This window comes from Arthrobacter sp. CC3 (assembly GCF_039907775.1).
GTDB lineage: Bacteria > Actinomycetota > Actinomycetes > Actinomycetales > Micrococcaceae > Arthrobacter.
The window spans coordinates 110,364-130,588 of record NZ_JARCCY010000004.1; the positions used below are offsets into that span (position 1 = coordinate 110,364).

Annotated in this window: 22 protein-coding genes; 10 read left to right on the forward strand and 12 right to left on the reverse strand. The window is 63.5% G+C overall.

The features are described from left to right. Positions 1-35: 35 nt before the first annotated feature. Complete coding sequence (locus PV761_RS03700) at positions 36-2,426, forward strand: excinuclease ABC subunit UvrA (protein WP_347894484.1); 2,391 nt, start codon at positions 36-38, stop codon at positions 2,424-2,426. Positions 2,427-2,546: 120 nt separating this feature from the next. Here PV761_RS03700 and PV761_RS03705 read toward each other — a convergent pair whose 3' ends face one another. The 3 genes from PV761_RS03705 to PV761_RS03715 form a co-directional block, all read right to left on the reverse strand. Continuing rightward, positions 2,547-2,942 (reverse strand): hypothetical protein, encoded by a 396-nt coding sequence (locus PV761_RS03705; protein ID WP_347894486.1) that lies wholly within the window; start codon positions 2,940-2,942, stop codon positions 2,547-2,549. Positions 2,943-2,986: 44 nt separating this feature from the next. Further along, positions 2,987-3,298 carry an antibiotic biosynthesis monooxygenase family protein gene (locus PV761_RS03710; protein ID WP_231510980.1) on the reverse strand — a complete coding sequence of 104 codons (312 nt, stop codon included), beginning with the start codon at positions 3,296-3,298 and terminating at the stop codon, positions 2,987-2,989. Between the two features lie 106 nt (positions 3,299-3,404). Further along, the gene (locus PV761_RS03715) at positions 3,405-3,881 is read right to left on the reverse strand and encodes a VOC family protein (protein WP_347894488.1); all 477 of its coding nucleotides are present in this window, start codon (positions 3,879-3,881) and stop codon (positions 3,405-3,407) included. Positions 3,882-4,017: 136 nt separating this feature from the next. Between PV761_RS03715 and PV761_RS03720 the strand changes: the two genes are divergently transcribed. Beyond that, positions 4,018-4,650, forward strand: a complete 633-nt coding sequence (locus PV761_RS03720) for a LysE family translocator (RefSeq protein ID WP_347894490.1) — start codon at positions 4,018-4,020, stop codon at positions 4,648-4,650. 21 nt (positions 4,651-4,671) lie between these two features. Here the strand turns inward: PV761_RS03720 and PV761_RS03725 are convergent, their stop codons facing one another. Continuing rightward, positions 4,672-5,040, reverse strand: a complete 369-nt coding sequence (locus PV761_RS03725) for a VOC family protein (protein WP_347894492.1) — start codon at positions 5,038-5,040, stop codon at positions 4,672-4,674. 128 nt (positions 5,041-5,168) lie between these two features. Here PV761_RS03725 and PV761_RS03730 point away from each other — a divergent pair, with 128 nt between their 5' ends. Beyond that, complete coding sequence (locus PV761_RS03730) at positions 5,169-5,585, forward strand: DUF3054 domain-containing protein (protein ID WP_347894494.1); 417 nt, start codon at positions 5,169-5,171, stop codon at positions 5,583-5,585. Positions 5,586-5,665: 80 nt separating this feature from the next. Next, complete coding sequence (locus PV761_RS03735) at positions 5,666-5,947, forward strand: Lrp/AsnC ligand binding domain-containing protein (RefSeq protein ID WP_028269180.1); 282 nt, start codon at positions 5,666-5,668, stop codon at positions 5,945-5,947. 13 nt (positions 5,948-5,960) lie between these two features. Here PV761_RS03735 and trpD read toward each other — a convergent pair whose 3' ends face one another. Further along, on the reverse strand, positions 5,961-7,019 hold the full coding sequence (gene trpD / locus PV761_RS03740) for an anthranilate phosphoribosyltransferase (protein WP_347894497.1): 1,059 nt from the start codon (positions 7,017-7,019) through the stop codon (positions 5,961-5,963). Between the two features lie 112 nt (positions 7,020-7,131). On the opposite strand from trpD, the gene PV761_RS03745 reads away from it, so the two are divergent. From PV761_RS03745 to PV761_RS03760, 4 genes are all read left to right on the forward strand, one after another. Continuing rightward, the gene (locus tag PV761_RS03745) at positions 7,132-7,806 is read left to right on the forward strand and encodes a heme-copper oxidase subunit III (RefSeq protein ID WP_231510979.1); all 675 of its coding nucleotides are present in this window, start codon (positions 7,132-7,134) and stop codon (positions 7,804-7,806) included. A gap of 87 nt (positions 7,807-7,893) precedes the next feature. Further along, on the forward strand, positions 7,894-8,682 hold the full coding sequence (locus tag PV761_RS03750) for a cytochrome c (RefSeq protein WP_347894499.1): 789 nt from the start codon (positions 7,894-7,896) through the stop codon (positions 8,680-8,682). 99 nt (positions 8,683-8,781) lie between these two features. Then, positions 8,782-9,852 (forward strand): Rieske 2Fe-2S domain-containing protein, encoded by a 1,071-nt coding sequence (locus PV761_RS03755; protein ID WP_347894501.1) that lies wholly within the window; start codon positions 8,782-8,784, stop codon positions 9,850-9,852. Next, positions 9,830-11,506: a ubiquinol-cytochrome c reductase cytochrome b subunit gene (locus PV761_RS03760; RefSeq protein ID WP_347894503.1), complete on the forward strand. Its 1,677-nt coding sequence runs from the start codon at positions 9,830-9,832 to the stop codon at positions 11,504-11,506. The genes PV761_RS03755 and PV761_RS03760 overlap by 23 nt, the downstream gene beginning before the upstream one ends. Before the next feature lie 138 nt (positions 11,507-11,644). Here PV761_RS03760 and PV761_RS03765 read toward each other — a convergent pair whose 3' ends face one another. After that, a complete protein-coding gene (locus PV761_RS03765) occupies positions 11,645-12,439 on the reverse strand; it encodes a GntR family transcriptional regulator (protein WP_347894505.1) in 795 nt (264 codons plus the stop codon). Positions 12,440-12,563: 124 nt separating this feature from the next. On the opposite strand from PV761_RS03765, the gene PV761_RS03770 reads away from it, so the two are divergent. Continuing rightward, positions 12,564-12,893: an HPr family phosphocarrier protein gene (locus PV761_RS03770; protein WP_347894507.1), complete on the forward strand. Its 330-nt coding sequence runs from the start codon at positions 12,564-12,566 to the stop codon at positions 12,891-12,893. A 140-nt stretch (positions 12,894-13,033) separates the two neighbouring features. Here the strand turns inward: PV761_RS03770 and PV761_RS03775 are convergent, their stop codons facing one another. From PV761_RS03775 to PV761_RS03795, 5 genes are all read right to left on the reverse strand, one after another. Continuing rightward, positions 13,034-13,435 (reverse strand): cytochrome c oxidase subunit 4, encoded by a 402-nt coding sequence (locus tag PV761_RS03775; RefSeq protein ID WP_055803147.1) that lies wholly within the window; start codon positions 13,433-13,435, stop codon positions 13,034-13,036. After that, a complete protein-coding gene (gene ctaD, locus PV761_RS03780) occupies positions 13,432-15,159 on the reverse strand; it encodes a cytochrome c oxidase subunit I (protein WP_347894510.1) in 1,728 nt (575 codons plus the stop codon). Before ctaD ends, PV761_RS03775 begins: the two co-directional genes overlap by 4 nt. Before the next feature lie 10 nt (positions 15,160-15,169). Next, positions 15,170-16,042, reverse strand: coding sequence for a cytochrome c oxidase subunit II (coxB, locus tag PV761_RS03785; protein WP_347894512.1), 873 nt, complete (start codon positions 16,040-16,042; stop codon positions 15,170-15,172). A gap of 186 nt (positions 16,043-16,228) precedes the next feature. Then, positions 16,229-16,618, reverse strand: coding sequence for an iron-sulfur cluster assembly accessory protein (locus tag PV761_RS03790; RefSeq protein WP_011692062.1), 390 nt, complete (start codon positions 16,616-16,618; stop codon positions 16,229-16,231). Between the two features lie 198 nt (positions 16,619-16,816). Further along, a complete protein-coding gene (locus tag PV761_RS03795; RefSeq protein ID WP_347894514.1) occupies positions 16,817-18,247 on the reverse strand; it encodes a dipeptidase in 1,431 nt (476 codons plus the stop codon). 132 nt (positions 18,248-18,379) lie between these two features. Here PV761_RS03795 and PV761_RS03800 point away from each other — a divergent pair, with 132 nt between their 5' ends. Next, entirely contained in the window at positions 18,380-18,979 is a 600-nt protein-coding gene (locus PV761_RS03800) for a DUF3043 domain-containing protein (RefSeq protein ID WP_028269168.1), read from the forward strand. 81 nt (positions 18,980-19,060) lie between these two features. Here the strand turns inward: PV761_RS03800 and PV761_RS03805 are convergent, their stop codons facing one another. Next, positions 19,061-20,146, reverse strand: a complete 1,086-nt coding sequence (locus PV761_RS03805; RefSeq protein WP_347894517.1) for a quinone-dependent dihydroorotate dehydrogenase — start codon at positions 20,144-20,146, stop codon at positions 19,061-19,063. Positions 20,147-20,225: the final 79 nt, after the last annotated feature.

A 20,225-nucleotide genomic window follows, 5' to 3' on the forward strand; every position in this document is an offset into this window, starting at 1 on the left:
CCCGCAGGCGGCCCCGATGAGCAGATGGAGACACGATGACCATGGCCACCACGTCGGACCCGCAGTTGTCCGCGCTGCATGTAGCCGACACCCATGACCTGATCCGTGTGCAGGGCGCACGGGAGAACAACCTCAAGGACATCAGCCTGGAGCTCCCGAAGCGCCGCCTGACGGTTTTCACGGGCGTCTCAGGATCGGGCAAGAGCTCACTGGTCTTCGCCACAATCGCCGCCGAGTCGCAGCGGATGATCAATGAAACCTACAGCGCGTTCGTGCAGGGCTTCATGCCCAACCTGGCGCGGCCCGACGTCGACTTCCTCGAGGGCCTGACCACCGCCATCATCGTGGACCAGGAGCGGATGGGCGCGAACCCGAGGTCCACAGTCGGAACGGCCACTGACGCCAACGCAATGCTGCGGATCCTCTTCAGCCGCCTGGGCAGCCCGTACGTTGGCCCGCCCACGGCTTACTCCTTCAACGTGCCCACCCGCAAGGCAAGCGGCGTTATGTCCACCGACCGGGGCGGCCGCGTCGAGAAGAGCGTCGTCAGCCAGGCCGTGTACCTGGGCGGCATGTGCCCGCGCTGCGAAGGCATGGGCAACGTCAGCGACATCGACCTCACTGCTTTGTACGACGAAAACAAGACCCTCAGCGACGGCGCCCTCACGGTTCCCGGCTACTCGATGGACGGCTGGTACGGCCGGCTGTTCGAGGGAGTCGGCCTGCCCATGGACAAGCCGATCTCCAAGTTCACCAAGAAGCAGCTCGACACGATGCTGTACGCCGAGCCCACCAAGATCAAGGTCGAGGGCATCAACCTCACCTACGAGGGGATCATCCCCAAGATACAGAAGTCGATGCTCTCCAAGGACCCCGAGGCGATGCAGCCGCATGTGCGACGGTTCGTCGAGCGGGCGGTGACGTTCCAGACGTGCCCCGACTGCAACGGCACGCGGTTGACCAGGGACGTCCTGACCTCGAAGATCCAGGGCAGGAACATCGCCGAACTCTGCGAGATGCAGATCACCGACCTTGCCGACTGGATCCGTGACCTCAACGAGTCCTCGGTGGCACCCCTGCTCAAGGGGCTGCAGCACCTGCTCGATTCCTTCGCTGAAATCGGCCTCGGCTACCTCTCACTCAACCGGCCGGCCGGAACGCTGTCCGGGGGAGAGGCCCAGCGGACCAAGATGATCCGCCATCTGGGCTCGTCGCTGACCGACGTCACCTATGTCTTCGACGAACCGACGATCGGCCTGCATCCGCACGACATCCAGCGCATGAACCGGCTCCTGTTGCAGCTGCGCGACAAGGGCAACACCGTGCTGGTAGTCGAGCACAAGCCGGAGACGATCGCCATCGCGGACCACGTCGTCGACCTGGGGCCGGGCGCAGGCACGGCCGGCGGAACGCTTTGTTTCGAAGGGACCGTCGAGGGGCTGCGGGGGAGCGACACGATCACCGGACGCCACTTGGACGACCGGGCGGTCCTGAAGGACACCCTGCGTGCGTCTGCCGGCAAACTCGAGGTCCGCGGCGCATCGACGCACAACCTCCAGGACGTGGATGTCGATGTCCCGCTTGGCGTGCTCTGTGTCGTCACGGGCGTTGCCGGCTCCGGGAAGAGCTCACTGATCCACGGCTCTGTTGCCGGCCGCGACGGCGTGGTGGTCATCGACCAGGCAGCCATCAAGGGCTCGCGCCGCAGCAACCCCGCTACCTACACAGGCCTGCTCGAGCCGGTCCGGAAGGCGTTCGCCAAGGCCAACGGCGTCAAGCCGGCCCTGTTTAGCTCGAATTCTGAGGGGGCCTGTCCCGCCTGCAACGGCGCGGGTGTCATCTTCACCGAACTCGGCGTCATGGCCACGGTCGAGTCGCCCTGCGAGGACTGCGAAGGCCGGCGGTTCCAGGCATCCGTCCTGGAATACACCCTGGGCGGCCGGAACATCGCGGAGGTGCTGGAGATGCCGGTGACCGAGGCGACGGCGTTCTTCGATTCCGACGACGCGAAGGTCCCGGCTGCCCATAAGATCCTCGCGCGGCTTTCCGACGTCGGGCTCGGTTACCTCAGCCTGGGACAACCGCTCACCACGCTGTCCGGCGGCGAGCGGCAGCGGCTGAAGCTGGCCGTCCAGATGGCCGAGCAGGGCGACGTGTACGTCCTCGACGAACCGACCACCGGCCTCCACCTGGCCGATGTCCAGCAGCTGCTGGGTTTGCTGGACAGGCTTGTCGACTCCGGCAAGTCGGTCATCGTGATCGAACACCATCAGGCAGTCATGGCGCACGCTGACTGGATTATCGACATCGGCCCGGGCGCCGGGCACGACGGCGGCAGGATCGTTTTCGAGGGAACGCCGGCGGAGCTGGTTTCAGGCCGTTCAACGCTGACCGGCGAGCACCTCGCGGCTTACGTGGGCGGCTGATCGACCGAGGGTCAACGGTGCACGGAACGCCGAATAATCACGGCCTGTTCATGGCGAAACCAGGGTCTGTAAATGGGCCCCTCTCGCCTGGCCGGATTTCCTGGTAATAACGCCGATAATCTACATTATGTAAAGTAGAGTCCGGCGAATCGCATCTGGTGCGAATTCGACGGACTTTGATACTGTGCGTTCGTCGACGATCCGGTCTATTTCGTCGTCGTCAGGGCACAGCTGATCATCGATGGGACATGGCCCCGGTCCCAGTGGCCGCCCAAAGACTTCCATGCACATCGAGCACAGGATCTGCGGATCACGGGCGATCGTCATCTCCGGTTCCTCATACCCGCACATTGCCCGCCGCCAGTCCAAATCCCGGCAGCAGACAATGTGGACCACTTCGTCGGGATCCTCGCTCCAGTCGTACTTGACCTTCCAGGCCGGAGTGCGGCGCGTTTCAGTCGCCCCGCCCTCGGCCAGCGTCGCAGGCTTTGCAGCATCGCCCTTCGTTTCCGTCATCGCGGTCCCCATCCGTTGACCTTTGGCAGGAATCCCTCCGGCGCTCAACCGATGCTTGCGGCCTCGTCCAGGGTGTGTGGTTGAAAGTGTTCCAGCAACCCGCGCATGGCCTCATATCCTTGCGTGAAGGCATCCGAGGCGCGCCATATTTCAACCTGCTCCAGCGATTCCCACGGGCCCGTGCTGATGAACCTGTTCGGAACGTCGCGGTCGTGCATCAGGACGGCTTTTGCCCCCGGGAAATCCTCCTGTGTCTTCCTGGCAAGATCCCGCCAGGCCTGCACAAAGTCATTTTCCCTGCCGGGCTTCACCAGCCAGATTCCGAGAGTGTAAACAGACATCGCGAATGCCTCCATTCAGGTCAGGGTAGGTATTCCCGATTATCGTCCGGCAGTCCCGGGCCGGGTAGGGCCGGATGGCATGTGGTCCGCTCCCCTGCCCGCTCCCCTGTGCCGGGCCCGCTCAGGTCCCGTCGTAAGCGGCCTGGAGTTCGGCGATCTCAAGCTTCCGCATGCCCAGCATCGCCTGCATGGCCCGCTGCGAACCGTCAGGATCAGGGCCGCCCAGCAGCTGGCCCAGGACGGACGGCACCACCTGCCAGGACACTCCGAATTTGTCCTTCAGCCAGCCGCACTGGCTTTCGGTGCCGCCCGCCGTCAGCGCGGACCAGTAGCGGTCCACTTCTTCCTGCGAGGAGCAGTCGATCACGAAGGAAACAGCTTCGTTGAACGTGAAGGCCGGTCCCCCGTTGAGCGCCAGGAATTTCCGGCCCTCGATTTCGAACTCAACGGTCATGGCCTGGCCCGCGGGTCCGGGTCCGCCCTCGCCGTAACGCGCCACATTGAGGATTTTGGAGCCGTCGAAGACCGAGACGTAAAAGTCGGCGGCCTCCTCGGCCTGGGCATCAAACCACAGGCAGGTGGTGATCTTCTGGGTCACGGTGTTCCCTCATTTCGGTGGCAGCGCCGGAACGGATTCCCGACGGCGACGCGTCAGTCGCGCTGTGAGCCTAGCCGTGCGTGATGCCCGGCACAATGGCCCGTCAGCGCCTGGCCGTGCCCGGTTATCATCGAGTATGTCCGTCGCCGACGCCCTCCTCCAGTTCGCCCTCGTGGCTGCCCTGCTGACCATAATTCCCGGGCTGGACACCGTCCTGGTGCTGCGCACGGCAATCAGCAACGGCCGCGCTCCTGCATTTGCGACGGCGGCGGGGATCTGCACCGGCACCATCGTCTGGGGAGTGGCCGCGGCATTCGGGGCGTCCGCGTTGCTGGCGGCTTCGGAGGCGGCCTTCACGATGCTGAAGGTTGCCGGCGCCTGCTACATGGCGTGGCTGGGGGTTTCAATGTTCATCAGGACTTTCAGGGGCGGCCCGGCACTGCCATCGGCGTCGTGGCAGGGCGGCCCCGGCGCCAGGAGCGCCTGGCTGACGGGCGTCACCACCAGCCTGCTGAATCCCAAAGTCGGCGTCTTCTACATGGCCATGATCCCGCAGTTCCTGCCCCAGGACGTGCCGCCCCTGCTCATGGGGGTGCTCCTCCCCCTCGTCCATAACGTCGAGGGCATGCTTTGGTTCGCGGGCATCATTGTTGCCACGCAGTATGCCCGGCGCTGGCTGCAGTCCGCTGCGGCGGGCAAAGCCGCTGACCGCATCGCCGGCGTCGTACTTGTGGCATTTGCGGCGAAAATCGCGGCCAGCAAGGCCTGATTCTTCCATGGAAACCAAACGCTAGTGCGGCAGCTGGCTGACCAGTCCGACTGTATTGCCCTCACTGTCGCGGATGAAGGCCATCCACTCGTCGGTCCCGGCGGGGCCCAGCCGGTCATCCGTGTGGCTGAAGACCACGCCGGGTTCAGAAACGATCTCCACTCCCCTGCTCCGGAGCCGCGCCACCGAGTCCCTGACATCGGGCACCGCCAGGTACACCAAAGCCGACGGCGCTCCGGACTCGAGCAGTAGCCGGACGCCGTCAAGGTCAAAGAACAGCAGACCGGGCGGGTCGATTACGGCACGGGCCTCCGCGCCGAGCAGCGCGGCATAGAATTCCGCAGCCCGGTGGAGGTCGCTGGCATGTTGCGCGATCTGGACAAGTCTCATGCTGCCGTCCGGGGTTAGCTGGCGGTGACGAAATACGGTGACGGGAACGGATCCCCGGTCACAGTGTACGGCCGGCCCGGGCGCCCGTCAGGTCGAACCGGCCGGAAACCGGAACTAATGTTGGAGACATGCCTTCCCGTACCAATCCACGCCCCGTCCGCGCCGCCGCAAGAAATGCCGTGATCCTCGCCGCCCTGGCCGATGCCGTCCTCATCCTGGCCTTTGCCGCCATTGGCAGGGACGCCCACCAGCGCGGGGACGTGATCATCGGGGTCTTCCTGACCGCCTGGCCGTTCCTGGCGGGCGCGGCCATCGCCTGGCTTGCGATGCGCCTGTGGCGTGCGCCGCTGCGCATCTGGCCCGCCGGCGTAACAGTGTGGCTCGGCGCCGTCGTTCTGGGCATGGCGCTGCGGGCAGTGACCGGGCAAACGGTGGTCCTGCCATTTATCGTCGTTGCACTGCTGAGCCTGGGCACATTCCTTGTTGGCTACCGCCTGATCATGGCCGGATTCCGGCGGCTGGCGGGGCGCCGGCAGCACAGCTGAAGCACCCCGGATGTATTAGGCTGGCACCAACAGCAACGCCTGCCGTTACCGCAACGGCGCACCCATCCGAAAGGTCAAGAGTGATCACCGCATTCGTCCTGATCAAGACAGACGCCTCCCGCATTCCGGAGACGGCAGAGGAAATTTCGGCGATTCCGGGCATTAGCGAGGTCTACTCGGTAACCGGGGAATGGGACCTGATCGCCGTCGCCCGGGTGGCGAAGCACGATGAACTGGCAGACGTTATCGCGGACAAGCTCTCGAAGGTTCCCGCGGTGGTGCACACCACAACGCACATCGCGTTCCGCGCCTACTCCCAGCACGACCTGGACGCCGCCTTCGCGCTGGGCTTCGAGCAGTAGGCCCGTCGCCTTCCTAGCCCTGGGTAAGGGCAACCCACTTTTCCAGCACGGCTGCTGCGGCACCTGAGTCAATCGACTCTTCCGCACGTTTCAGTGCAGCCGCCATCCGGTCGGCCAGCGGACCTTCGGCATCGGCGTCGAACGCCACCAGCCCGGCCGCGGCATTCAGCAGGACGGCGTCACGTGCCGGACCTGCCTCCCCGCGCAAAACAGCACGGACGACGGCGGCATTTGCCGTGGCGTCGCCGCCACGAAGCTCCTCCACCGTTGCGGGACGGATTCCCAGAACCTGCGGATCGAACGTCTGCTCGATCACTTCACCGTGCCTGATCTCCCAGACAGTCGAAGGCCCGGTGGTTGTCATCTCATCCAGGCCGTCGCTTCCCCGGAAGACCAGTCCGCGGCTGCCGCGCTTGGCCAGCACACCGGCAACCAGCGGCGCCATCCGGGCGTTGGCCACGCCAACCGCCGAGGCCTGAACCCTGGCCGGGTTGGTCAGCGGGCCCAGGAAGTTGAACGCCGTGGGGATGGCAAGTTCGCGCCTGGGTACCGCTGTGTGCCGAAACGACGGATGGAACACCTGGGCGAAGCAGAAGGTGATGCCCGCCTCTTCGGCGTTTCGGGCCACACGATCAATGGGAAGGTCCAATCGGACGCCGAGCGCCTCCAGCACATCCGCTGAACCCGATGACGACGACGACGCACGGTTGCCGTGTTTGACCACCTTCGCGCCGGCTCCCGCGCAGACGAGGGCGGCCATGGTGGATATGTTCACTGTGTTCAGCTGGTCACCGCCGGTGCCCACAATGTCGAGCTTCTCGCCCCCGATATCGATGGGGTTTGCGTGGTCCAGCATGGCTTCGACCAGTCCGGCGATCTCATCCACCGTCTCGCCCTTAGCCCGCAGCGCCACCAGGAATCCGGCGATCTGCGCGGGACTGGCCTCACCGGACATGATGGTGTCCATGGCCCATTCCGTGTTTCCGGCCGTCAGGTCCGTGCCGTTGATCAGTGCCGAAATGAGCCGGGGCCAGGTGTTGCCGGCCGCCTGTGCAGATGCCTGTGAAGTCACCTCCTGATGCTATCGAGGCACCTGCCCCGATGACCAATGTGAACCGGTCCGGGAACTTTTCCGCGCGAATTCGCGTCTTTGTAGAAAAAGTCCGCGCAAAAGGCGGTTTGCGTTGGGCAGGAGGAACTTTTACAGACATAATGTCTATGTGACATCTGCGACCCATGCCCCCAGTACCCCGGCGCACCCGACGCTGAACCGCCCGAATATGGTTTCCGTAGGAACCGTTGTCTGGCTGTCCAGTGAGTTGATGTTCTTCGCCGGTCTCTTCGCCATGTACTTCACACTCCGTTCGACATCCGGACAGATGTGGGCTGAAGAGACAGCGAAGCTCAACTTCCCCTTTGCGCTCGTAAACACGATCGTCCTCGTGGCAAGTTCTTTCACTTGCCAGATGGGCGTCTTCGCCGCTGAGCGGCTCCAGCCGCGCCGCGCCGGCGGCCCCCTTGCATTCACGCGTTGGGGGATGAACGAATGGTTCACCCTCACGTTCATAATGGGTGCCTTCTTCGTTGCCGGCCAGGCGACCGAATACGCGATGCTCGTCTCGGAGCATGTGTCGCTCTCGTCGAATGCATACGGCTCGGCCTTCTACATGACTACCGGCTTCCACGGCCTGCACGTCATCGGCGGCCTCATCGCCTTCCTGTTTATCATCGGCCGTTCTTTCGCCGCCAAGAAGTTTGGTCACTTCGAAGCCACGTCCGCGATCGTCACCTCGTACTACTGGCACTTTGTCGACGTCGTGTGGATTGGCCTCTTCCTGGTCATCTACGTCCTCAGGTAGCCCCGACTTGACTCTTTTTCTACAAGAGGCAGAATTTCAAGAAGCGGCTCCCGGAGCCGACGCACGATCGAAAAAAGGAACCACCACGTGAAGGCACTCTCGCAGAAGCGACGTCACCCACTGGCAGCCATTGCGCTACTGCTGTTGGGCCTCCTGGTCACTGGTGGGCTGTACGCCGCCGCCACGACCGTTAACGAGGCCAAGGCCAGCACCGCAGACTTCACTGCGAGCGACGCTGAGCAAGGCGGCAAACTCTTTGTCGCCAACTGCGCCACCTGCCACGGCATCGGTGCGGGTGGTACGGCGGCCGGACCATCGCTGGTCGGCGTCGGCGCTGCCGCCGTCGACTTTCAAGTAGGCACCGGACGCATGCCCCTGCAGATGAACGGCCCGCAGGCTTATAAGAAGCCTGCACAGTTCAATGAAGAACAGACACGCCAACTCTCCGCTTATGTTGCTTCGCTCGGGCCTGGCCCGTCCATCCCCGAAGGGGGCCTCCTCGATGCCCAGGGCAACGCTGCCGAAGGTGGCGAGCTGTTCCGGGTGAACTGCGCGATGTGCCACAACGCAGCGGCCGCCGGCGGCGCGCTCACGCGGGGCAAGTTCGCTCCTGCTCTCGCAGATGTATCGGAAAAGCACATCTACGAGGCCATGGTTTCCGGTCCGCAGAACATGCCGGTCTTCAATGACGCAAACATCACCCCTGAAGGCAAACGCGACATCATTACCTTCCTTAAGCAGATCGAAGCCAACGGTTCACCCGGCGGAGCCGATCTCGGCGCCCTGGGTCCGGTTTCTGAAGGTCTGTTTGTCTGGATCGCCGGCCTGGGCGTCATTATCGCCTTCACCATCTGGCTCACCTCCCGGACGTCCTAGCAACGTCCGCACCTGTAAGAACTCCTGCTGATGAGTCAGCAGTTTGGAATTGAAAACTAACCCGGCACCTGCCGGGACGAGAGAAGGATGAGGCGAATTATGGGCAACCATAGTGACGGCAGTCCGAACCACTCGGGCACCGTAGCTACGGCTGGTCAAAATGAGGTGGAGAAGTTCCAGGATCCTGGAATTCCCCCGCATCGTTTGCGCCTGGCTGACACGGACCCGAAGGCCGCGAAGCGTGCAGAACGGCAGGTTGCCGTCCTCTTCGGCAGCTCAGTTGTGGGCACCGTGATCTTCCTGGTGGCGTACTTCGCCATCGATCTTGGACCCGACTCCACGATAGCCACCATCCGGCTGCAGAATGCCCTGCTGGGCATCGGCACCGCCTTTGCCATGCTTGGCATCGGCACCGGCATCGTCCACTGGGCCAAGGCCCTTATGCCGGACCATGAAGTTTCCGAAGAGCGCCATGCCATCCGCACCGAGGACGACCGCCAGGCGGCTGTCCGCATCGTTGATGACATCGTCGAAGAAACCGGAATCAAGCGCCGGCCGCTGATCCGCAACACGCTCCTCGGCGCCGTGGCGCTGGCTCCGCTGCCCGCACTGGCCATCTTCGGCGACCTCGGTCCCCGCCCTGACGACAAGCTTGCACACACCATGTGGGCCCCCCAGGAAGGCAAGCTCAAGCGCCTAACCCGCGACCCGGACGGCACGCCCATCAAGGCCTCTGACGTCACGATCGGCTCGGCTTTCCACGTGATTCCGGAAGGCCTGAACGAACTCGACGAGGGCAAGCTTAACGAAAAGGCCAAGGCCGTCGTCCTGCTCATGCGCCTGAACCCCGAGTCCCTCAAGCCCTCCGCGGGCCGCGAGGACTGGAGCTACAACGGCATCGTTGCCTACTCGAAGATCTGCACCCATGTTGGTTGCCCTGTTGCCCTTTACGAGCAGCAGACCCACCACCTGCTGTGTCCGTGCCACCAGTCAACCTTTGACCTGACCCAGGAATGCAAGGTTATCTTTGGCCCGGCAAGCCGGCCTCTCCCCCAGCTGCCCATCGCAGTTGACGCCGAGGGCTACCTGGTCGCTACGAGCGACTTCAAAGAACCCGTAGGACCGAGTTACTGGGAGCGTGATGAGCATGAGCGCAACATCAACAGCTAATGCCCCCGCCTTCGTCGCCAAAACCAAAGGCGGCCGCATTACCGACTTCGTTGACCAGCGCGTTGGCGGTTCGGGAATTCTCCGTGAGTTCGGCCGCAAAGTCTTTCCGGACCACTGGTCGTTCATGTTTGGCGAAGTTGCCCTGTACTCCTTCGTCATCCTGCTGCTCTCCGGCACCTTCCTGACATTCTTCTTCGATCCGTCCATGGCGGAGACGCACTACGCCGGTTCGTACACTCCGCTGAAGAACGTCGAAATGTCCGTTGCCTACAGCTCTTCGCTGGATATCTCCTTTGATGTCCGCGGCGGTCTGTTCATGCGCCAGGTGCACCACTGGGCAGCACTGCTGTTCGTGGCCTCCGTATCCGTGCACATGCTGCGCGTGTTCTTCACCGGCGCGTTCCGGAAGCCTCGCGAACTGAACTGGGTGGTGGGCGGTGTCCTGCTCATCCTCTCCATGGCAGCAGGCTTCACCGGCTACTCACTCCCCGATGACCTCCTCTCCGGCAACGGCCTGCGGATCATCGACGGCGTCATCAAGTCGATCCCCGTCATCGGTACCTACATCTCGTTCTTCCTCTTTGGCGGCGAGTTCCCCGGTACTGTCATCATCAGCCGGCTCTACATGCTGCACATCCTCCTGGTTCCGGCCCTGATCCTGCTGATGATCGTGATCCACCTGTTCATGGTGGTTGTTCACAAGCACACCCAGTACCCGGGTCCGGGCCGTAACGACGGCAACGTCGTCGGCTACCCCCTCGGCCCCGTTTACGCGGCCAAGGCCGGCGGCTTCTTCTTCATCGTGTTCGGTGTCGTCGCGCTCATGGCAGCGTTCTTCACCATCAACCCGATCTGGAACTACGGCCCCTACGACCCCTCACCGGTTTCGGCAGGCACACAGCCTGACTGGTACATCGGCTGGGTTGACGGTGCGCTGCGCCTCATGCCGGGCGTCATTGGAGACTTCCACTTCGAGTACGTCATCTTCGGCCAGGTCCTGACCTTGAACGTACTGCTCCCGGCACTGGTTCCCGCCGGTCTGGTCTTCACGGCACTGTTCATGTACCCGTGGATCGAACGCTGGATCACCAAGGACGACCGCGAGCACCACGTCCTGGACCGCCCGCGCAACGCTCCCACCCGCACCGCCATCGGCATGGCCGGCTTCACGTTCTACTGCGTGATGTGGGCCGCAGCCAGCTCCGACCTCATCGCCACGCACTTCCACGTGGCACTGAACGACGTCACGTACTGGTTGCGGGCGCTGTTCTTCATCGGCCCGGTCATCGCTTTCGTTGTGACCAAGCGTGTGGCACTCGCCCTCCAGCGCAAGGACCGCGAAATCGCCCTGCACGGCCGTGAAACCGGACGTATCGTGCGCCTGCCGCACGGTGAGTTCATTGAGGTCCACGCACCGCTGGACGACTACAAGCGCTACAAGCTGGTTGGCTTCGAGTCACCGGTACCGCTGCCGGCGGTTCCGAACGAACACGGCGTAGTAACCCGCAAGGAAAAGCGCCGCGCAGCGCTCTCCCGCTTCTTCTTCGAAGACAGGGTTGCTCCGGCCTCCCCGGCTGAGCTCGAGGCGGCCCATGGCCACCACGGCCAGCACGAAGTCGAATCGGCCGAGGCACAGAAGACTCTGAGCCACTAGGTCGAAATTGCACCAGAAGAGGCCCGGTCCGCAAGGACCGGGCCTCTTCTGTGTTCCCGGGCCTCTCCTGTGTTCCCTAGGGCAGCGTACCCTGGGGGCTGTGTTCCCTAGGGCAGCGTACCCTGGGGCCTGCATTCCCTAGGGGTTACGGTAGCCGGAGGCGTAGTTGCGGGTAGGCCGCACACCCGGACGCTGCAGGGGGACCCACAGCTTGTAGCGGTCTGCCCGGTAGTACGACACGGAGTAGTCCACCATCGAACGGGCAACAAAGGCGTGCCGCTGTATTTTGAGCAGCGGGGATCCCACCTCGACATTAAGCAGCCTTGCCGTGGACGGTGACGCGGCCGTGGCCTCAATCATGTCCTCGCCCCACTCCATGACCAGCCCGAAGCGTTCGCTCAGCACGTTGTACAGCGACGTCGGCGGTTCACCGTCAAGCAGCCCCGGCACGCGATGCGCGGGAATGAAGTTCTCATCCACGCTCATGGGCTCATTGTCGGCCAGGAGGAGGCGCCGGAACCGCACCAGGGGCGTTCCCTCATCCAGCTGGAGTTCACGGGCAAGGAAGGCACTCGCGCTGATCTGTTCGAAGCTCAGCACCTTCGCAGCTGGCACCATGCCGCGGCGCTGCATTTCCTCACTGTAGGACGTGAGCTTGACCTGAAGGTCCAGCTTTGGTTTCCGGACGAACGTCCCGAGACCCACGACCCGTTCAATGACTTCCTCGCCGACAAGTGCGTCAATGGCCTGGCGAACCGTCATCCGGGCCAAGCCGAAGCGTTCGGCAAGGTCGCGTTCCGAAGGCAGCGAGGACCCGGGCGGGCACGACGCCGCGATGTGGGCCCTCAGGAGCTCCCGCAGCTGGACGTAGATGGGTGTCCCGCTGGTGCGGTCGATCTCCCCCACCATCCTGCTCGCATCAGAGGCCGGCATGGCAGCGTTTCACATCAACATTCATGCTTTAAGGGTAGGGCACCGGCAGGGCAGGTCTAGACCACCGTTTCAACGGTTTCAGTGACTCCGCCCGCCGCGGCTACGCTTGTTCAGGAATGAAATCATGACGGACGAAGCCCGTCGGAACAAAGGAGTCCTGTTGCCAGTGCGCAAGGCGATCGTTCAATCACCAATAGGCCTGCACGCGCGGCCGGCCGCCGTCTTCGTCCGGGCCGTCACCGATTCCGGGCTGCCGGTCCGCATCGGAAAAGAGGGCATCGTGCCCGTGGACGCCCGGTCCCTGCTCGAGGTGATGACAGCCGACTTCTACTGCGGCTGTGAAGTGGAACTGTCGGTTGACCCTGATGCGCTGCCCGCCCGCTACAGCGTCGAATCCGCCGAGGCCGCACTGGAAGGCCTGACACTCCTGCTGGAGGCTGACGCGGCCGCCTGAGGGCTTTACAGGACCTCTCGACCGGGCAGTCCGCGGACGGCTATCCCGAGACCGCTGCCTGCCAAGACGACAAACGACAAAGCGACGGCGGCCCCACCACACGGTGGGGCCGCCGTCGTTGTCAGTACAGGCCGTAGTGCCTAGTGCGCGTGGTCGCCGCGGCTGTATTCGTAAACCCAGCCAACGAGGGCGACGACTGCCAGGCCACCGGCAATGAACGTGACCCAGAAACCGATCGCCAGGCCGAGGAAACCGCCCGCGCAGGAGAGGCCCAGGACCAGCGGCCACCAGCTCCAGGGGCTGAAGTGGCCCTGTTCGCCGGCACCTTCGTGGATCTCTGCGTCGTTACGGTCTTCCGGACGCATTCCCACGCGCTTGCCGGTGAACCCGAGGTACGCGCCAATCATGCCGGCCAGGCCGCCCACAAGCAGGACGCCGAGGATCCCGACCCATTCAGTCCAGTTGGTCAGGAATCCGTACACCACGGAGACCGGCACGAAGAAGAAGACTCCGGCCCCAAAAATCCATGATTCGATCTTCACTTGGCAGTGTCCTTCTGATCTGCGTTGCCGAGCACGGCTGCCGCCGGCGCCGGTGACTCAACGGTATGGGACTGTGCGAGCTCCGGGTGGTGGAGGTCCAGGGCCGGACGCTCCGAGCGGATACGGGGCAGCGAGGTGAAGTTGTGCCGCGGCGGCGGGCAGGACGTGGCCCACTCGAGCGAGGCACCGAAGCCCCAGGGGTCATCCACCTCGACCTTTTCGTTGCTGCGCCAGGTGATATACACGTTCCAGAAGAACGGGATCAGCGAGGCGCCCAGCACGAACGACGAGATGGTGGAGAACTGGTTCATCCAGGTGAAGTTGTCTTGCGGCATGTAATCGGCGTAGCGACGGGGCATGCCTGAAACACCAAGCCAGTGCTGGATCAGGAAGGTTCCGTGGAAGCCTAGGAACAACATCCAGAAGTGGATCTTGCCGAGGCGCTCGTTGAGCATCTTGCCGGTCCATTTCGGCCACCAGAAGTAGAAGCCGGCGAACATGGCGAACACCACGGTGCCAAACACAACGTAGTGGAAGTGTGCGACAACAAAATAGGAGTCGGACACATTGAGGTCAAGTGGCGGCGAGGCGAGGATGATGCCTGTCAGACCACCGAACAGGAAGGTGGCCAGGAAGCCGATACTCCAGAGCATGGGGGTTTCGAAGGTGATGGACCCCCGCCACATGGTGCCGATCCAGTTGAAGAACTTCACGCCGGTAGGCACTGCGATCAGCATGGTCATGAAGGAGAAGAACGGCAGGAGCACCGAGCCGGTCACGTACATATGATGCGCCCATACGGTGACGGACAGCGCCGCGATGGCAATCGTTGCGTAGACAAGGCCCTTGTAGCCGAAGATCGGCTTGCGGCTGAAGACCGGGAAGATCTCGGAGACGATGCCGAAGAACGGCAGCGCGATGATGTACACCTCGGGGTGGCCGAAGAACCAGAACAGATGCTGCCAGAGGACGGCACCGCCGTTTTCGGGATCGAAGATGTGTGCACCGAAGCGGCGGTCGGCACCGAGTGCGAACAGGGCAGCTGCCAGCGGCGGGAACGCCATCAGAACCAGGATCGCCGTCACCAGGGTGTTCCAGGTGAAGATCGGCATGCGCCACATGGTCATGCCGGGGGCACGCATGCAGATGATGGTGGTGATGAAGTTGACCGCACCGAGGATGGTGCCGAAGCCGGAGAGCGCGAGACCGAAGACCCAGAGGTCACCGCCGACGCCGGGGCTGAAAGTCGTGTTGGATAACGGCGCGTAGGCGAACCAGCCGAACGACGCGGCACCCTGCGGGGTAATGAAGCCGGAGACGGCGATCGTGGAGCCGAAGAGGAAGAACCAGAAGGCCAGTGCATTCAGCCGCGGGAAGGCGACGTCGGGTGCACCGATCTGGAGCGGCATGATCACGTTGGCGAAGCCTGCGAACAGTGGAGTCGCGAACATCAGCAGCATCACTGTGCCGTGCATGGTAAACAGCTGGTTGTACTGCTCTTTGGTCTGCAGGATCTGCATGCCGGGCTCGAACAGCTCGGCACGGATCAGCAGGGCCATAACGCCGCCGAAACAGAAGAACACGAAGGAGGCGATCAGGTACATGTACCCGATGGTCTTGTGGTCGGTCGAAGTGATCCAGTTGACGACGATGCGTCCCTTGGACTTCGGAACAACGGGCGCCCCAAGGCTCCCGACAGGTGCGGATTGAGTGTAAGTAGCCACGTCGCTCCCCTTACTTAATTTCGTTCAGGTTCGGGTTGCGGTCATACTCTTCGCCGAGCAGGCCGGTGTTGCCGTCCTGGCGCAGCTTATCCATGTGCGCCTTGAACTCCGATTCGGAGACAACCTTCACACGGAACAGCATCTCGGAGTGGTATTCGCCGCAGAGTTCGGCACATTTGCCGTCATAGGTACCCTCTTTGGTGGGGGTCAACCTGATGTAGTTCGTCTTTCCGGGGATCATGTCTCGTTTCTGCAGGAATGCAGGAACCCAGAATGAATGGATAACATCCCGCGAGTTCAATTCGAGGTCAACGGACTTGTTCACCGGTAGGTAGAGGGTCGGCAATTTCTCCTTGTCCACCTCCGCGCCGGTGAGATTTGTCTGCACCCCTGACTCGTAGACGTCATCGGTGATAACCTCACCCTTTTTGTAGTTAAAGTCCCAGGCCCATTGTTTGCCGCGGACGTCCACGACGACGTCGGCTGGCTCTGCGCGGTTATCGATGGCCTGCTGATCCCGGTCGGTGAAGTAGAAGAACACCAAGACCATGAAGAGCGGAATGGTCAGGTAGAAGACCTCGAGGGGAAGGTTGAAGCTGGTCTGCCGGGGGAAACCGACGGTGCCCTTGCGGCGCCGGTAGGCGACGATGCACCAGATCATGAGTCCCCAGGTGATGATGCCGACGACCAAGGCGGCAATCCATGAGTTGACCCAGAGGTCCATGATGCGGTCAGTGTGATTGGTGGTGCCACGCTCGGTGGGCAACCAGCCTTTCTGTACCTCTGGTGAACATCCAGTCAATGCCAACGCGCCGGCTAGTGCCAAGCCAGTGATCCTAGTGATCTGTTTGCGTCGGCTGCTGGTTCGGTTCTGCGAACTCACAGACGGCCCTTCCTACTTGTTGCTGTTGCCCGGGCCGTAGATGGCTCCCCGGGCACACTAAAAGTTTTACTACTCGATGTAGAGCTTACCGCTCCCCGGGGGTTTTCGCTCACATGTCGGCACCGTGCGTCGGCACCGGTTTCCACCGGTGCCGAGAGCAAGCTGTCATGGGGCGAAAGAGCCGGGTTAGTGGAAAGAATCACCGCAGGCGCAGGAGCCGCCGGCATTGGGGTTATCGATGGTGAAGCCCTGCTTCGAGATGGTGTCCTCGAAGTCGATGCTGGCGCCGCTCAGGTACGGGACGCTCATCTTGTCCACAACGACTTCGACGCCATCGTAGTCGCGCACAGCGTCTCCGTCCAGCAGCCGCTCGTCGAAGTAGAGCTGGTAAATCAGGCCGGAGCAACCGCCCGGCTGGACAGCAACCCGCAGGCGCAGGTCGGTGCGGCCTTCCTGTTCCAGGAGGCTGCGGACCTTGCCGGCAGCGACGTCGGTCAGCTTGACCTCGTGCGTGGGCAACTCTTCGCTTGCGGTGCCTGTGGCTGCGGCGCTGTTTTCATTGGTTGTAGTGCTCATTGGCCTACCTTCTTACGACGGTGGTGGCGACTCGGCTTGCGCGTTGCCCGCCCCTACGGAAACGGTATGGGCTATAGCTACATGCTACGTCGATCCTGCGTGTAGCTCTAACTCCTGACGTAACCGTGGCCATGCCCTGAATGTTCCCTGACGGCTCCGTAACCGCCAGGGAACATCAGCGCTGTGTAACGGCCGGCGTCAGGCAAGACCCTCACGGTTGAGCCGTGCCAGCAGGAGCGCTTCGGCCACAACGGCATTGCGGAAGTCCTCCAGGTGCAGCGACTCGTTGGCACTGTGTGCCCTGGAATCGGGATCCTCGACGCCGGTAACCAGGATCTGAACGTCCGGGTACACCTCCGTCAGGTCGGCAATAAAGGGAATCGAACCGCCGATGCCCATCTCCACTGCCGGAACGCCCCAGGCTTCACCGAGGGCCCACATCGCCATTCCTGCGGCGGCGGAATCCGTGTCGATCAGGAAGGAGTTGCCGCTCTCCCCCGGCGTGAACACCACCTTTGCGCCGAACGGCGCATTGGCTTCAACATGGTTGCGCACGGCCTCCATGGCATCGGCCGGATCCTGGCCCGGCGCCAGCCGCATGCTGAACTTGGCGCGCGCCCGCGGGAGGAGCGTGTTGGACGCCACATCCACGGCGGGAGCGTCGAAGCCAATGATGGACAGGGCAGGCTTGGTCCACAGCCGGGAGGCGATGGTTCCGCTGCCGGCGAGGCGCACGCCGTCCAGCACGGACGCGTCGGCCCGGTATTCCGCTTCCGTGAGGTCGACGGAAACGTCGTCCCTGCTGACCAGGCCCTTCACGGCAACGTTACCGTCGTCGTCGTGCAGCGTGGCGATCAGCCGGGACAGCAGCGTCGGTGCATCCAGGACCGCGCCGCCGAACATTCCGGAGTGGACGGCGTGCTCCAGCACCTGCACCTCGATGGTCCCGTCGACCAGGCCGCGCAGGCTGGTGGTGAGCGCGGGAATGCCTACCTTCCAGTTGCTGGAGTCCGCCACTACGATGACGTCGGCGCGCAGCAGTTCGCGGTGGGTTTCCAGGAACGTGCGGAAGGTGGGCGAGCCGGCTTCTTCCTCGCCCTCGAAGAAGAACGTCACGCCAAGGCCCAGTTCGTCGGCCAGCACTTCGGTGACAGCGGCGTAGGCGGCAATATGGGCCATGATGCCGGCCTTGTCATCGGCGGCACCCCGGCCGTACAGGCGTCCGTCGCGCTCGACGGCGGTAAACGGTTCGGTCTCCCACAATGCCAGGTCCCCGGTCGGCTGAACGTCGTGGTGGGCGTAGAGCAGGATCGTCGGCTTACCTTCGGCAGCAGCCCGCCGGGCTACTACAGCCGGTCCGCCGGGAGTGCCGTCCTCTTTATTGCAGCGCAGGAGCCGGACGTCCTCGATCCCCGCGGCGCGCACCAGCTCCGCAACAGCCTCCGCGCTGCGGTCCAGCGGGGCGGGATCGAAGCTCGGCCAGGCGATACCCGGGAGCCTCACAAGGTCCTTCAGCTGTTCAACGGTGGTATCGAAAGACTCGTGTACGGTCCGGCGCAGGGCATCGACGTCGATCCCGTCGAATCCTGCGCTGATTTTTTGCGGGGTCCCTGCCGGTGATGAAGTCATGGCCAAAACCCTACCTGTGTCCGTGACCACAGGAAACACTCCCGGACCGGCCGCCGGTCCGCCCCCTTCCGCCGGTGCCGGGACGGTGTGACACATGACTTTTCGCCTGCGCGTGCAAGGTATTCTGTAGGGGTGTTTGGACGTAAAAAGGAAGCGCCGACGGCGCAGGACGTAGTTGACCAGCAGGCAGCCGAGGCCTTGGCCCGGGATACTGCCCTCGGCAAGGGCGCACCCACGCCCAAGCGCAAGGCACAGGAAGCGGCGCGGAAGCGTCCCCTGGTGCCGGAGGACCGAAAGGCCTCAAAGGCCGCAGAACGGGCGGCCGTGCAGGAGCAGCGGATCAAGATGCGCCAGGCGCTGGATACGGGCGACGAAAAGTTCCTGCCCCTTCGGGACAAGGGCCCGCAGAAGCGCTATGCGCGTGATTATGTGGATGCCCGCTTCAGCCTGGGCGAGTACCTGATGTTCGGCGCACTGGTGTTCGTCATTGTTTCCCTGCTGGTGCCGTCCACCAGCGAGGCGATGATTTATGTCCTGGGCGGTTTCTGGGTCATGTTCCTAGCTGTTTTCGTTGATGTCTTCATCCTGTCCCGCAAGCTGCGCAAGCGCCTCACCGAGAAGTTTGGCGAGGTGGAACGCGGCACTGTCTGGTACGGCTCCATGCGCTCCCTCCAGTTCCGCAAGCTCCGCCTTCCCAAGCCGCTCGTCAAGCGCGGAGAATTCCCCGCCTGATTCAGGCCACAAAAGAACCCCCCGGCAGCCTGGGCTGCCGGGGGTTTCGTCGTTTCCGGGGGCTTGCAGCCCGGGCGGCTGCTACGCGCGGGTCTGGCGGCGGGCGGGGTGCTTGGCGAGCTGCCGGTTGATGCCGGCGGCCCAGAACGGCCCCTCATACAGGAAGGCGGTGTAGCCCTGGACCAGGGTGGCGCCGGCGTCGAGCCGTTCCTGGACGTCCTTCGCGGTCTCCACGCCGCCGACCGACACAAGGGTGAGCGCACCGCCGGTTGCTTCCTTGAGGCGTCTGAGAACCTCAAGGGACCTGGCCTTCAGGGGCGCGCCGGAGAGGCCGCCGGGCCCGCAGTCCTGAATTTTTGCAGGGTCGGAGGTGAGCCCGTCCCGGCTGATGGTGGTGTTGGTGGCGATGATCCCGTCCAGCTTGAGGTCGAGGGCCAGCCTCGCGACGTCGTCAATGTCCTCATCCGTCAGGTCGGGGGCGATCTTCACCAGCAGCGGGACGTGCCTGCCGGCGGCACTGTCCGCTTCTTCGCCGACGGCTTTGAGCAGCGGGCGGAGGGTTTCAACGTTCTGGAGTAGCCGGAGCCCAGGCGTGTTGGGGGAACTGACGTTGACCACGAGGTAATCAGCGGCGGGCGCAAGGCTCCGGGCGCTGGTGAGGTAGTCACTGACCGCGTCGTCGAGCTCCACCACCTTACTCTTGCCGATGTTGACGCCGATCACCGGACGCACCCCGGGGTGGCTGCGCTGCAAGGCAGCCCTGGCGGACTTGAGCCGGGGGGCGACGGCTGCGGCGCCGTCGTTGTTGAATCCCATCCGGTTGATGACGGCTCTGTCCTCGATGAGCCGGAAGAGCCGCGGCTTTTCATTGCCGGGCTGGACCTGCCCGGTGATGGTTCCGACTTCCACGTGGCCGAACCCGAGTTCGGTCAGCGCTTCTATGCCGTGGCCCTCCTTATCAAAGCCGGCAGCGAGGCCGAACGGCGACGGGAAGGTGATGCCGAAGGCCTCGGTCTGGAGCGACGGCGCGGGGGCCGTGAACTTTGCGAGCACCTTGCCCGCCCCGGAGCTGTGGGCCAGCCGGATGGCACGGAAGCCGATTTTGTGGGCGCGTTCGGCGTCCATCCATGAAAAGGCCAGGCGAAAGAAGGTGGGATATACGCGCATGACACCAGTTTTCCGGTTCAGGCTCCGCAGACCAAACCGGCGCGCTCGTGCGGCGTGCGGTGTGACGGATTCTGCAGGC